Genomic DNA, 13,269 nt, shown 5'->3' on the forward strand with positions numbered 1-13,269 from the left:
GCATCTCATCGAAGGAGAATCACATGAAGAACATGACGGGCGGCCAAGCGGTCGTCGCGGCGCTGGGCGCCCAAGGCACGGACCACGTATTCGGCTTGATCGGATCCGCCGGCATGGAGATATTCGACGCGCTGTACGATGCGCGCGACATCCGCTTCATCGGCGTGCGCGACGAGCGCACCGGCGTGCACATGGCCGACGGCTATGCCCGCGCATCCGGCCAGGCGGGCGTCTTCCTGGCCGGGCAGAACGGGCCCGGCGCGACCAACCTGGTGACCGGGCTGGCGCAGGCCCAAGCCGCCTACTCGCCGGTGGTGGCGCTGGGCGGTTCGCTTAGTTCCGCCCACATCTACCGGGACGCGTTCCAGGAGGTCGACCAGCAATCGCTGTTCAAGCCCATCACGAAGAAAACCTACACGCTCACGCAAACGGCGCGCATCCCCGAAATGATGGGTGAAGCATTCAGGACCGCCCTGTCGCCCCGGCGCGGACCCGTCATGCTGAACCTGCCGCGCGACCTGCTGGCGGATTCGCTGGAACCGTCGGCCTATGGCGCGTTCGAGCGCGCCCAGGTGTTCGGCGCGGTGACGGCGCCGCGGGCGCTGCTGGAACAGGCCGCGCAGATGCTGGCGCAGGCGGAGCGGCCGCTGATCATCGCGGGCGGCGGCGTCAAGAACAGCCTCAGCCAACGCGCCGTGCTGGAGCTCGCCGAACGGCTGAACGCGCCGATCGCCATGTCTCCCGGCCACGGCGACGCGATCTCGTGCCAGCATCCCCTGTATGCCGGCCAGGTCGGTCCGCGCGGCAACCTGGTGGCCTCTAATCTGGCCAAGCAGGCCGACGTCATCCTGGCGCTGGGCACCCGGCTCGGCTTCAACACCACGTTCTACCAGCGCGACAGCCTCAACCCCGCCGCCAAGCTGATCCAGGTGGAAATCGAACCCACGGCGCTGGGGCGCTTTTTCCCGGTGCATGTAGGCATCCTGGGCGATGCGGACACCGTAGCCCGCGACCTCGTCGACGCGCTGCAGGGCCTGCCCGCCAATCCGCCGGCCCAGGCCTGGGCGGCGCAATTCGCAGAACAGCGCCGCGCGCTGCTGCAGCAGCGCGACGAGGCCGCCGGCAGCGGCGCCGACCCGCTGCAACCCGCGTATCTGTTCAAGACGCTGCGGGACGTGGCGCCCGACGACGCCATCTACACCATGGACGCAGGCACGCTCTGCCTGCAGGCCACGGACCAGATGCGGTACGCGCAAACCCCCGCGCTGTTTACGCCGCTGGACTTCGGCCTGGTCGGCTTCTCGTATGCCTGCGGCCTGGGCGCCAAGCTGGCGCGCCCCGAGCGCACCGTCATCAGCCTGATGGGCGACGGCGGCTTCGGCATGGCCTGCAGCGAGATCGGCACGGCCGTCGCCAACGGCATCAACACGGTGTGCCTCGTCATGAACAACGGGTGCTGGGGCGCCGAAAAAGCCTACCAGCGCGACTTCTTCGAACAGCGCTACCTCGGCGCCGACGTGCCCAATCCGCCCTACGACAAGCTCGCGGAGCTCTGGGGAGCGCAAGGTTTTCGCGTGGAACGCGCCGCCGACCTGGCGCGGACGGTGGATGCCGCCATACGCTGCGGCCGCCCCGCGGTCGTCGACATCCAGGTCGACCCCAACGCCCTCTACAGCTTCCGTAGGGATTCCTTCAAGAACCGCGCAAAGTGATCATGACAGCAGAACAGTTCGACTACATCGTGGTCGGAGCGGGATCGGCAGGCTGCGTAGTGGCCAATCGCCTGAGCGCTTCGGGCAAGCACCGCGTGCTGCTTCTGGAAGGAGGCGACGAAGACCGCAACATATGGATCCATATCCCCTTGGGCGTGGGCAGGCTGCTGACCAATGAAAAAGTGGTCTGGCCGTTCAAGACCGAGCCGCAGCCCAACCTGGCCGGGCAGCAGATCTACTGGCCGCGCGGCAAGGTGCTGGGTGGGTCCAGCTCGGTCAACGGCATGGCCTATGTCTGGGGCGATCCGCAGGAATACGACAGCTGGGAGAGCGCGTTCGGCATCAAGGGCTGGGACTTCCAGACCTTGCTGCCGTACTTCGGCAGGATCGAGACCAATCCCTATTCCCGCCACCCGCTGCGCGGCCGGTCGGGGCCGATCCAGATCACCGATCGCGCCATCCGGGACCCGGACAAGATCTCCGACGCCTATATCGCCGCCTGCCGCCAGGCCGGCATCGCGCCGACCGAGGACTACAACGCGGTCAACTACGAGGGCGTGCGCTACCTGGAGCAAAGCGCGCACGCGGGCAAGCGCTGCAGCGCCGCGGTCGGCTACCTGCGGCCGGCGCGGCAGCGGGCCAACCTGGTCGTGCGCACACACGCCTTCGTGCGCCGCCTGCGCTTCGACGGCACGCGCTGCATCGGCGTGGAATACGACTGGAACGGCTCCACGCGGTCGGCCGGCGCCCATCGCGAAACGGTCTTGTGCGCGGGCGCCGTGCAATCGCCGCAATTGCTGGAACTGTCCGGCATCGGCGACGCCGCGCGGCTGCGGTCGCTGGGCATTGGAGTGGTGCTCGATCTGCCCGACGTGGGCGAGCACATGAGCGATCATCTGCAAGTGAGGTGCACCTATCGATCGTCCATCGCCGAAACCATCAACGACATCATGCGCAGCCCCTTCCACAAGGTGAAGGCTGCGCTGCGGTATCTTGTCGGCCGCAAAGGCTTGCTGGCGGGCACCTCGTCGACCGCTCACGCCATCACCCGCACGTCCGCCGCGCTGCCGCATCCCGACGTCATGATCCGCATCTACCACATCAGCGGCAAGGACCGGTATTCGCGCGACGGCGTGGGCGGCATCGACAAGTTCCCCGGATTTTCGATTGGCGGTTTCATGCTGTACCCACGCTCTCGCGGCAGCATCCATGCCGTGTCGGCCGATCCCCGGGCCGCGCCCTCCATCAACCCGAACTATCTGCAAGACCCCCATGACCGGGCGACCGCCGTCGCCATGCTGCGCCTGATCCGCGGCATCGCCGAACAGGCGGCCTTGCGGCCCGTCATCGTCAACGAAGAACGGCCGGGCGCCGCCGCCGTCTCGGATTCAGACCTGCTCGCCTACGCCAGGCAGACGGGCCAGACCGCCTGGCATACCGTCGGCACCTGCCGCATGGGGCGGCCCGGCGAATCCGTGGTGGACGAAAGGCTGAAGGTGCATGGCCTGCAAGGGCTGCGCGTGGCGGACATTTCGGTCATGCCCACCATCGCCTCCTCCAACACGAACGCCCCCGCCATGATGATCGGAGAGCGCGCGGCGGAATTCATTCTTGCCGATGCCGCCGGCGGCTGACCCATTCCAGGAGCCCCACCATGCCTGACAAGACACGCCCTACCCCCTTGTGCGAAGCGCATATCGCCAAAGGCGATTGGAATCCGCTGTGGGACCAGTTGCGGGAACTGGACCCGGAGTTCATGGAGGCCTACCTGGCCTTTCGCAGCGTGCCGCAACGCAACGGCCCGCTGCCGCAGAAATACAAGGAATTGATACTCGTCGCCATCAACGCCGCCACGACCCACCTCTATGGCCCGGGCGTGCGTCGCCACATGCGCAACGCGCTCAAGGCCGGGGCAACCCGGGAAGAGCTGCTCGAAGCGATCCAGCTCACGACCGTCATGGGCATCCATTCCTGCAATCTGGCCATCCCCATCCTCATGGAAGAAACAGGCGGGCAGCGCCCGGCCTGAACGCGCGGGAAGGCGCGGGCAGGCCCGCGCCGGGAGGCGGTGCAACGCCGCCCATTCTTCCCATCGGGCCTAGCGCCGCCGCGGGCCCACAACCTCGCCACAACGCGGCGGTTCCCCAGCCGCCTCCCCCTGCCTATCCCCCCTCACCCGCCAAAGGGTATTCCCGGATTGTTCGTCTTTTTTTTATACATAAAATCCATTTTTAATCGATAGGCTAATTTTGAATTTACTGTCATAAGCCGCGCAAGGCATTCGCCGAGGTCGGCTTTCCCCACCGAGCAGGAGTCGTACCGATGTGCAAGATTCACATTGAAAACCGGGGCGCAGTGCGGCTCCTGACCATCCAGAACGAGCGGATCCGCAATGCCTTCAGCGGCTCCATGGCGGAAGACCTGCTGGCGGCGTTCGACGCTGCCGACACGGACAGCAGCGTGCGCGTCGTAGTGGTAACCGGCGCGGGCGAACTGGCGTTCTCCAGCGGACACGACTTGAAAGAGCTGGCCTCCGGGCAGCATGCGCAGAGCACCGTCGGCGAGGCCCCCTTCGTGCGGCCGCTGACCATGCGCAAACCCGTCATCGCGGCCGTCAACGGCCATTGCTGGGCTGCGGGATTCATGCTGGCCCTGTCCTGCGACCTGCGCGTCGCCAGCGAAAACGCCGTCTTCGGCTCGCCCGGCGCGCGCCTGGGCATCCTGCCCGAAGGCGGCCAGCTGTACCGCCTGCCGCAGTTGATCCCGCCGGCCCGCGCCCTGACCATGATGCTGACCGCCGAACCCATGGATGCCGCCGAGGCGGCCCGCTGCGATCTCGTCTCGCGCCTGGTGCCGCCCGGACAGGCGCTGGCCGCGGCCATGGAGCTGGCCCAGACCATCGCCCAGCGTTCGCCCGCCGTCGTAAGCGCGGTGAAGGTGGGCATGAACCTGGGCCTGTGGGAAGGCAGCGAAAAGGCTTCGCAGTACGAAGCGCAGATGGCCCTCACGCTGCACAGCGGCGCCGATGCCCGCGAAGGCATCGCGGCATTCCTGGAAAAACGCGCGCCGCGATTTGCCGACGCGTCCTGACCCCGCCTCCGTCCAACCAACCTGGGAGCAAGCATCAAATGGCGTCGACCCATCCCCTGCACCGGCTGTTCGAACCCCGTCACGTGGCCCTGCTGGGCGTATCCCGCGACACCTCCAAGGCCGGCTACAAATTCCTGCGTTCCCTGCTGGACGCCGGCTACCAGGGCAAGATATCCCTGTTGGGCCGGCAGGCCGGTGAGCTCGAAGGCCTGCCCATTCATACCAACGCCGATCAGCTGCCCGACGGCATCGACGTTGCGTTCAACCTGCTGGGCCCCGCGCAGACGCCCGACGTGCTGAAGGCCGTTGCCGCTCGCGGCGCAGCCTTCAGCGTGGTGTTCACTTCGGGTTTCGCCGAAATGGGCGCGGCCGGAGCCGCTTTGCAGGAAGAGATGGTGCGCGCTTGCAACGCCAGCGGCATGCGCATCGTGGGGCCGAACTGCATGGGCCTGTTCAACCTGCACCTGGGCCTGAACCTCACAGAAATCAGCCCGCTTCCCGCGGGGCCCATTGCCATGGTTTCGCAAAGCGGCAACGTGGGCGTCACGCTGTGGGACCAAGCGCGCAAGCATGACGTCGGTTTCTCCTGCTTCGTTGGCTTCGGCAACCAGGCCGACATTCCGATGCATGAATACATCGACTACCTCGGCCAGCATGAACCCACCAAGGTCATCACGGTCTACCTGGAAGGCTTGCGTCCTGGCTCCGGGGATGCCTTCTTCCGGACCTGCGCGCGCGTCAGCCGCATCAAGCCCATCGTGGTGCTCAAGGGCGGCCGTACCGACGCCGGGCGGCGCGCCGCCGAATCGCACACCGCCTCGCTCTCGTCGTCGGAGCGTGTCTATGCCGCCCTCTTCGACGAAGCCGGCATCGTCGAAGTCCAGCAGATGGAGCTCATGCTGCCCGTGGCCGAAGCCCTGATGCGCTGTCCGCCCATGCGCGGCGACGACGTCGCCATCGTGGGCTCCGGCGGCGGCCATTCGACCGTGTGCACAGACGAGGTCGAATCGGTCGGTCTGCGCGTTCCCGCCTTCTCGGACGGTTTGCAGGAAGAATTGGCGCAACGCCTGCCCGCCTGGGCGCCCAAGCGCAACCCGGTGGACATGACCGGCGCCTATACCCAGGACCCCAGCCTCTTCGCGACCCTGACCGAACTCGTGATCCAGCGCGATCCGGGATTCAGCGCGGCGGTCAACTATGGCCTCTATGGCCTATGGAAGGATGGCAAGGTCGCCGAAGGCAGCAAGTACGACTACGTCACCGCGGCCCCGCTCATCGGGCAGCTACAGGCGCGGCTCGACCGGCCCATCGTTTTCTACACGCCCTACGCGGACCGCCCCCATCCTTCCTTCACCGCCATGCGCGATGCCGGGGTGCCCTGCCTCGATTCGGTGGCCGCGGTGGGCGCCGCCCTCGCCGCCCTGCGCCAGCGCGGGCGATTCCTGGCGCGCCCCATCGAAGCGCCGGGTACCGCTCCCATCGCTCCTGCGGAACCTGCCGCCCAGGCCAAGGAACACTATGCGACCGAGGTCGGCGCCTATGCCCTGCTGGCGCGGCACGGCGTCAAGACGCCCGAAGTGCTGACGGCAGACAACGCCGCGCAGGCGGCCGCGCTGGCAGACGGACTGGGCTATCCCATTGTGCTCAAGGCTGTTCTGCCTGGAGTAGCCCACAAGAGCGACGTGGGCGGGGTGCGTACCGGTCTGGGCGACGCCGATTCGCTGCGCCGCGCAGCCGAGCAGATGACCTGCGACGTCGAACGGGCATTGGGCAACGGCGCGCTGGCAGGCTTCATGGTGACCCGCGATCTGGGTCGACGCCGCGAACTCATCGTCGGCGTGCGGCGCGACGTATCCCTGGACACGCTCGGGCTCATAGGCCTGGGCGGCGTGCTGACCGAAGCGCTCGACGACGTAGCAGTCTGCCTGCTGCCCGCAACGCCGCAACGAGTGGAACGCGCGCTGTCCCGGCTCAAGAGCGCTCGCGCCTGGGGCGCCTTCCGCGGCGAACCCGCAGTGCCCGCGGATGCCATCGCCGATCTGCTCAACCGCCTGCAGTCCGCAGTTCTTTCCGACGACGCCATCGCCAGCGTCGAATGCAACCCCGTCATGGTGGTGGATGCGCAGGTCATCCCCGTCGACGCCGCGATCGCGGCGCACAACAAGGAGTGAACGTGAAAATCGAAATGCCCTTGCAGGAAATGCGCGACGGCGTGATGACCATCACCCTGAACCGCCCTGAAAAACTCAACGCCCTGACGCCGGAGATCTATTCCTTCATCGGCGATTGCATCAACCATGCCAGCAACGATCCCGCATGCGTCGCGGTCGTACTGCGCGGCAACGGCCGCGCGTTCTCTTCGGGGTTCGATCTGAAGCTGGAAATGGGCGAACGCACGCACGAGGACAAGCTGCATGCGTTGCACGAAGTCGCCAACCGCGCGCGCTGGGCGGTATGGCATTGCAAAAAGCCGGTCATCGCCGCCATCCACGGCTATTGCATGGGCGGAGCCTTTGAACTTGTCCTGCCCTGCGACTTCACGATCGCCACGGAAAGCTGTCGCCTGGGCGAACCGGAAATCCTGTTCGGCGCAGGTCCGGCCTTCATGATGGTGCCCTGGCTGGTCAACCACAAGATCGCCAAGGACATCCTGTTGACCGGCCGGCAGTTCACTGCGGCCGAGGCGCTGCGCATGGGCATTGTCAGCACCGTGGTGCCCGACGACGGCCTGGACGCCGCGATCGACGGCCTGACGCAGACGCTCAGCCGCCTTCCTTCGGCCGCCGTGCGCATTACCAAGACCGGAATCAACCGCGCCTACGAGACGATGGGCATGACGCCGCACATCAATAGCTGGGTCGAGGCGGCCGCCTATCTCTCGTATATCGACGACGCGGCGCGCAGCGAATTCCAGAAGCGCGTCATGCAGGATGGCCCGGGCGCCGGCATCGCCTGGCGCACCAGCTACTACAAGACCGGCAACGCCTCCTAGGACGCAGACGGCATGATCCACCTCATCGGAAAACAACTGTTGCTGGGGTTCTGCGTGGTGATCACGGCGATCACGCTCACCTTTTTCATGGTGCGCCTGAGCGGAGACCCCACCACCCAGATCCTGCCGCAGGATGCCACCGCCGAGCAGCGCGCCGCGTTGCAACGAGAGCTGGGGCTGGATCAGCCTGTTTCAACGCAGTACTTCCGCTACATCCTGGGCGCGGCGCGCGGCGAATTCGGCCGGTCGTACTTCGACGGCGACGCGGTCACCACCATCATCATGCGCCGCCTGCCCAATACGGCGCTGTTGGCGGGCGCCTCGCTGGTCGTGGCGCTGGTCCTCGCCATCCCGCTGGGCGTGCTGGCGGCCACCCGGCGCGGTGGCCCGCTGGACCGCTCGGTGCAGGTGGTCAGCGTGATCGGCGCGTCCGTGCCCTCGTTCTGGATGGCGCTGCTGATGATCCAGATCTTCGCCGTCGGGCTGGGGTGGTTTCCCACCTACGGCATCGGCGGCTGGCAGCACCTGGTGCTGCCAGCCGCCACGCTGGCGCTCTACGTTTTCCCCAGCGTCGCCCGGCTGACCCGCTCTTCCATGCTGGAAGTGCTGCCGTCGGGCTACGTCAGCGCGGCGCGCGCCAAGGGCATGCCGGAGCATCGGGTGATTTTCCGCACCGTCATGCGCAACGGCATCGTGCCGGTGCTGGCGCTGATCGCCCTGGAGATCGGCACGCTGTTCGGCGGCGCCGTCCTGACCGAAACCGTCTTCTCCTGGCCCGGCATCGGCCGGCTCGCCATCGAATCCATCCAGCGGCGCGACTATCCCATCATCCAGGGCGTGGTGGCGTACGTCGCCGTGATCTTCGCGTCCATCACCGTGCTGGTGGAAATCGTGATCCGCATGGTCAACCCCCGACTGAGGCAGCAATGATGAAGAACGCAATGACGATGGGGCCGCTGCAAAGCATGCGGCGCGCGCTGGCCGGGCAGCCGGTCATCATCGTGGCCGCCGCGATATTCATGTTGCTGGTGCTGGCGGCCGCGATCGGCGGCGAGGCGCTGGCCCCGCACGACCCCACCTACCAGGACCTGGGCGCCCGCCTGCTGCCGCCCGGTGCCATCGGGCCGGAGGGCCGCTACTGGCTGGGCACCGAAGCGCTGGGGCGCGACGTGCTGTCCATGCTGATCACCGGCGCGCGGCCCGCGCTCTTCGTCTCCATCGTGGCCGTGTTCCTCGCGGCCGCGGCCGGCATCTGCGCGGGCGTCTGCGCCGGCTACCGCGGCGGCCGGCTGGCGGACGTGCTGCTCTATCTGTCCAACATCCAGCTGTCGTTTCCGTTCTTCCTGCTGGCGATCACCATCGTCGGCATCCTGAGGCCCAGCGTGCCGCTGGTCATCGGCGTGATCGCCCTCGGAAGCTGGGTGCCGTTTGCGCGGGTCACCTACTCGGACACCACGCAGATCAAGGGGCTGGAGTACGTCGAGGCGGTGCACGTCATGCGCGGCACCACCCTGCGCGTGCTGGCGCGCCACATCCTGCCCAACGTGCTGCCCAACGTCCTGGTGCTCGCCACCTTCGCGCTGGGCACGGCCATCGTGATGGAGAGCGGCCTGAGCTTCGTCGGCCTGGGCGTGCCCACCGACACGCCGACCTGGGGCCGCATGCTCAGCGAAGGCCGCGATTACATGCAGACCGCCTGGTGGCTCACCGTCATCCCGGGCGGCTGCATCTTCCTGCTGGTCCTGTCCATCAATGTGCTGGGCGAGCAGTTGCGGGATTACTCCGATCCCAAGCTGAACCGGGACTAAGGCCTGTGCAAGGCTCCTTTTAGTGCTAACAGGCCCTGGCGTCCGGCCGCAAGTGTCTTTCTTCCTACCGCAGCATCCCATTCCAAACCCAAGGGGATTCGCCATGAAGATGTCCGCAGTATTCGCAGCCACACGATCGTTCGGCGCCGGCGCGCGCTGGTGCCGCGGCGGCCTGCTCGCCGCCGCCCTGCTGACCGGAGCCGCCGCCCACGCCGCGCCCGACGCGGAAGTCCGCATCGCGCTCAGCGGCGGCATCGACCTCCTCGATCCCAGCCGCACGGCCAATGGGCCGGACGTGGCCATCATGACCCAGATCTACGAAACCCTGCTGGTCCTGGACCGGCAGACCGGCCAGCTCAAGCCGCACCTGGCCAAGTCCTTCGAACTGAAGGAGCCCACGCTGTGGGAGTTCAAGTTGCGCGACGACGTGAAGTTCCATGACGGAACGCCGCTGACGGCTCAGGACGTGAAGTATTCGCTGGACCGCCTGCTGACGCCCACGCTGAACTCGCCGCACTATTCGCAGATCGCCTCGATCTCGGAGGTGAAGGTCGTGGACGAGCACACCGTGCAGATCCGCACCAAGACGCCCGACCCGCTGCTGGGCCGCCGCATGCAGCCCATCGGAGGCAGCGGCCGCGTCTTCATCGTGCCCAAGCATTACTTCGAGACGCACAGCAACCAGGAAGTCAACGACAAGCCCATCGGCACCGGCCCCTATAGGCTGGCCGAATGGCGCAAGGGCACTTCCCTGACGCTGGAACGCAACCCGGACTACTGGGGGCCGGCGCCCGAGGTCGCCCGCGGCCGCTATACCTTCGTTCCCGAAAACTCGACGCGGGTCAACGCCCTGCTGCAAGGCGAGGTCGACATCATCCAGCGCGTGCCGATCGCCGACGTCGAGCGCATCGAGAAGGCCGAGAACGCCAAGATCGTGGCCAGCATGAACGGGCTGGTACAGACCCTGCTGCTGGATTCGCGCAAGCCCCCGTTCAACGACATCCGCGTGCGCCAGGCCTTCGTCGCCTCGCTGGACATCAATAACGTCGTCACGCACCTGCTGGGCAAGTACGGCCGCGTGCTGGCCACGCCGCTCGCGCCGAACGTGGTGCAGGTCGACAAGAGCATCCAGCCCTACCGCCCCGACCGCAAGCTGGCCAAGCAGCTGATGGACGGCAAGACCGTGGCGCTCAACACCTATACCTCCGACGGGCGCTACGTGGCCGACCGGGACATCTACCAGGCCATCAACGCCCAGCTGGGCTCCACCGGCTTCAAGATCTCGCCGCAGGTCATGGAGTGGGGCCGGCTGATCGGCATGATGCAAAGCCGCAGCGCCGGGCCGTTCTACATCATCGGCTGGGACTTCGGCGAAGGCGACGCCAGCAAGATGAACTCCTTCCTGAATTCCAACTCAGCGCTCAGCATCACCGCCGATCCCGAGTACGATCGCCTGGCCGAGCAGGCCAGCGCCGAAATGGACGAAGCCAAGCGCACCGAACTCTGGAAGCAGGCCCAAAAGCTCGTGCACGACCGCTATTACATCGCCGCCGTGTGGCAGGCGGCATCCGTCTACGGCTTCTCGAAGCGACTCCAGTGGGAAGCGCTGGACGGCGACAACTTCGACCTGGCCACCGTGAAGGTGGTCCGGAAATGAACAGCGCGATCCTGCCGTCCAGCCCCGCAGCGCCGATCCTGTCGGTGTCGGCGCTGAACGTGGCCTTCCGCGGCGCGGCGGGCGAGGTCCGGGTGGTCCGGGACATCGCCTTCCAGGTGCGACGCGGCGAGATCTACGCCGTCATCGGCGAGTCCGGCTCGGGGAAGTCCACCCTGGTCCAGGCGGTAATGGGCCTGCTCCAGTCGCAGGCCCGCACGACCGGCCGCGTCGAGCTGGATGGGCAGGACATCCAGGCCCTGCCCGCCCGCGCCCGGCGCCGCCTCTGCGGCGAGCGCATGGCGCTGATCAGCCAGGACGCGCTGGCCGCGCTGAACCCCTGCACCACCGTGGGCTACCAGATCGCGGAAACGCTCATGGTCCACCGGGGCACGCCCAAGCGCGAGGCCTGGGCGCGCGCGGTGGAACTGCTGGGCCTGACCGGCATCCCCTCTCCGGCCGAACGGGCGGGGCAGTATCCGCACCAGTTCTCCGGCGGCATGCGCCAGCGCGCGCTGATCGCCATGGCGCTGGCGCTGGAGCCCGACCTGCTGATCGCCGACGAGCCCACCACCGCGCTGGACGCCACCATCAAGGCTCAGATCCTGCAGCTGCTGCTGCGCCTGCGCGACCAACTGGGCATGGCCATCCTCATCGTGACCCACGACATGGGGGTGGTGGCCAAGATGGCGGACCGGATGCTGGTGATGTATGCCGGCCGCGCCGTCGAGATGGGACCGGTCATGGAGGTCTTCGACGCCCCTTCGCATCCCTACACCCGCGCGCTGCTCAACGCCATGCCGCGCCTGGACCACACCGGAGAGCCGTTGCAGGCCATCGTGGGAGCGCCGCCCTCGCCGCAGCGGCTGCCGCCGGCCTGCGCCTTCCACCCGCGCTGCCCGCTCGCCGTGGCGCGCTGCGCCCAGGTGTCGCCGCCCGCCATCCGCTTCGGCGACGGGCGCGAATCGCTCTGTCATTTCACGCCCGAGGAGGTTGCCCATGCCCAGCCCGCTTGAAACGGCAATGCCCGGCCCCGCGGCCGTTCCGGTCCTGCAGGCGCAGGACCTGGGACGGACCTACCGCATCCCGCGCCCCTGGCCGTCCGCCCCCCTGCTGCTGGACGCGGTGAACCACGTCAGCCTGACCCTCGCCCGCGGCGCCACCCTGGGCATCGTCGGCGAATCCGGCTGCGGCAAGTCCACGCTGTCGCGCATGCTGGTGGGGCTGCTGCCGCCCACCAGCGGTCAGCTGCGCATCGACGGCCAGGACATCTCGCGCCTCAAGGGACCGCGCTGGCGGGAAGTGATGCGCGAGGTGCAGATGGTGTTCCAGTCTCCGTACACGGCGCTGAACCCGCGTCTGACGATAGGCGAGATCGTGCGCGAACCGCTGGACATCCACGACGCCGCGCTGCCGCGCGCCGAACGCCAGGACCGCGCCATGGCCATCCTGGAGAAGGTCGGGCTCAACGCCGACCATGCCCGGCGCTATCCGCACGCCCTGTCCGGCGGGCAGCAGCAGCGCGTGGGCATCGCCCGCGCCCTGGTCCGTCCCACCAAGGTCGTGATCTGCGACGAGCCCGTCTCCGCGCTGGACGTCTCGGTGCAGGCGCAGGTCATCAATCTGCTGCGCGACCTGCAGGCCGAGCTGGGAGTGTCCTACGTATTCGTGTCGCACGACCTCAGCGTGGTGGCCAACATCGCGCGGGACATCGCCGTGATGTACATGGGCCGCGTGGTGGAACTGGGCGCCGCCCGGGACGTGCTGGGCGCGCCGCGGCATCCCTACACCCAAGCCCTGGTGGACAGCGCCAACAGCCCCGACCCGCGGCGCGAGCGCGAACGCAGCCCGCGGGTCCTGAGCGGCGAACTGCCCAATCCGATCAACCCGCCCAGCGGCTGCCGCTTCCGCACGCGCTGCTGGATGGCGCGCGAGGCCTGCGCGCAATCGGCGCCTGAACTGGTGGCCCGCTCGGGCTCGCCGCAGCGTGTCGCCTGCCATTTCGCCTGAGCC

11 protein-coding genes are annotated in these 13,269 nt (G+C 67.6%); all 11 read left to right on the plus strand.

Going from position 1 to position 13,269, the window contains the following annotated elements; translation table 11 throughout:
* The first annotated feature begins 23 nt into the window (after positions 1 to 23).
* The 11 genes from JL37_RS18810 (at position 24) to JL37_RS18860 (ending at position 13,266) form a co-directional block, all read left to right on the plus strand.
* Positions 24 to 1,712 (plus strand): thiamine pyrophosphate-binding protein, encoded by a 1,689-nt coding sequence (locus tag JL37_RS18810; protein ID WP_043546088.1) that lies wholly within the window; start codon positions 24 to 26, stop codon positions 1,710 to 1,712.
* Between the two features lie 2 nt (positions 1,713 to 1,714).
* Positions 1,715 to 3,346, plus strand: a complete 1,632-nt coding sequence (locus JL37_RS18815) for a GMC family oxidoreductase (protein ID WP_043546089.1) — start codon at positions 1,715 to 1,717, stop codon at positions 3,344 to 3,346.
* Between the two features lie 20 nt (positions 3,347 to 3,366).
* A complete protein-coding gene (locus JL37_RS18820; protein ID WP_052097367.1) occupies positions 3,367 to 3,741 on the plus strand; it encodes a carboxymuconolactone decarboxylase family protein in 375 nt (124 codons plus the stop codon).
* A 293-nt stretch (positions 3,742 to 4,034) separates the two neighbouring features.
* Complete coding sequence (locus tag JL37_RS18825) at positions 4,035 to 4,802, plus strand: enoyl-CoA hydratase/isomerase family protein (RefSeq protein ID WP_043546091.1); 768 nt, start codon at positions 4,035 to 4,037, stop codon at positions 4,800 to 4,802.
* Between the two features lie 38 nt (positions 4,803 to 4,840).
* Positions 4,841 to 6,973: an acetate--CoA ligase family protein gene (locus tag JL37_RS18830; protein ID WP_043546092.1), complete on the plus strand. Its 2,133-nt coding sequence runs from the start codon at positions 4,841 to 4,843 to the stop codon at positions 6,971 to 6,973.
* Positions 6,974 to 6,975: 2 nt separating this feature from the next.
* A complete protein-coding gene (locus tag JL37_RS18835) occupies positions 6,976 to 7,794 on the plus strand; it encodes an enoyl-CoA hydratase/isomerase family protein (RefSeq protein ID WP_081955116.1) in 819 nt (272 codons plus the stop codon).
* A gap of 12 nt (positions 7,795 to 7,806) precedes the next feature.
* A complete protein-coding gene (locus tag JL37_RS18840) occupies positions 7,807 to 8,724 on the plus strand; it encodes an ABC transporter permease (RefSeq protein WP_043546093.1) in 918 nt (305 codons plus the stop codon).
* Complete coding sequence (locus JL37_RS18845) at positions 8,721 to 9,602, plus strand: ABC transporter permease (RefSeq protein WP_052097369.1); 882 nt, start codon at positions 8,721 to 8,723, stop codon at positions 9,600 to 9,602. Before JL37_RS18840 ends, JL37_RS18845 begins: the two co-directional genes overlap by 4 nt.
* Before the next feature lie 103 nt (positions 9,603 to 9,705).
* Positions 9,706 to 11,259, plus strand: a complete 1,554-nt coding sequence (locus JL37_RS18850) for an ABC transporter substrate-binding protein (protein ID WP_052097370.1) — start codon at positions 9,706 to 9,708, stop codon at positions 11,257 to 11,259.
* Positions 11,256 to 12,272 (plus strand): ABC transporter ATP-binding protein, encoded by a 1,017-nt coding sequence (locus JL37_RS18855; protein WP_043546094.1) that lies wholly within the window; start codon positions 11,256 to 11,258, stop codon positions 12,270 to 12,272. The genes JL37_RS18850 and JL37_RS18855 overlap by 4 nt, the downstream gene beginning before the upstream one ends.
* Complete coding sequence (locus JL37_RS18860; protein WP_052097372.1) at positions 12,256 to 13,266, plus strand: ABC transporter ATP-binding protein; 1,011 nt, start codon at positions 12,256 to 12,258, stop codon at positions 13,264 to 13,266. Before JL37_RS18855 ends, JL37_RS18860 begins: the two co-directional genes overlap by 17 nt.
* The last annotated feature ends 3 nt before the right edge of the window (positions 13,267 to 13,269 follow it).

Source organism: Achromobacter sp. RTa (assembly GCF_000757485.1).
Taxonomy (GTDB): domain Bacteria; phylum Pseudomonadota; class Gammaproteobacteria; order Burkholderiales; family Burkholderiaceae_B; genus Achromobacter.

Excerpts from the sequence above, each read along its gene's own strand:
- JL37_RS18820 (WP_052097367.1), top strand. The coding sequence starts at position 3,367 with ATGCCTGACAAGACACGCCCTACCCCCTTGTGCGAAGCGCATATCGCC.
- JL37_RS18855 (WP_043546094.1), top strand. The coding sequence starts at position 11,256 with ATGAACAGCGCGATCCTGCCGTCCAGCCCCGCAGCGCCGATCCTGTCG.
- JL37_RS18815 (WP_043546089.1), top strand. The coding sequence starts at position 1,715 with ATGACAGCAGAACAGTTCGACTACATCGTGGTCGGAGCGGGATCGGCA.
- JL37_RS18825 (WP_043546091.1), top strand. The coding sequence starts at position 4,035 with ATGTGCAAGATTCACATTGAAAACCGGGGCGCAGTGCGGCTCCTGACC.
- JL37_RS18840 (WP_043546093.1), top strand. The coding sequence starts at position 7,807 with ATGATCCACCTCATCGGAAAACAACTGTTGCTGGGGTTCTGCGTGGTG.
- JL37_RS18860 (WP_052097372.1), top strand. The coding sequence starts at position 12,256 with ATGCCCAGCCCGCTTGAAACGGCAATGCCCGGCCCCGCGGCCGTTCCG.
- JL37_RS18850 (WP_052097370.1), top strand. The coding sequence starts at position 9,706 with ATGAAGATGTCCGCAGTATTCGCAGCCACACGATCGTTCGGCGCCGGC.
- JL37_RS18845 (WP_052097369.1), top strand. The coding sequence starts at position 8,721 with ATGATGAAGAACGCAATGACGATGGGGCCGCTGCAAAGCATGCGGCGC.
- JL37_RS18830 (WP_043546092.1), top strand. The coding sequence starts at position 4,841 with ATGGCGTCGACCCATCCCCTGCACCGGCTGTTCGAACCCCGTCACGTG.
- JL37_RS18810 (WP_043546088.1), top strand. The coding sequence starts at position 24 with ATGAAGAACATGACGGGCGGCCAAGCGGTCGTCGCGGCGCTGGGCGCC.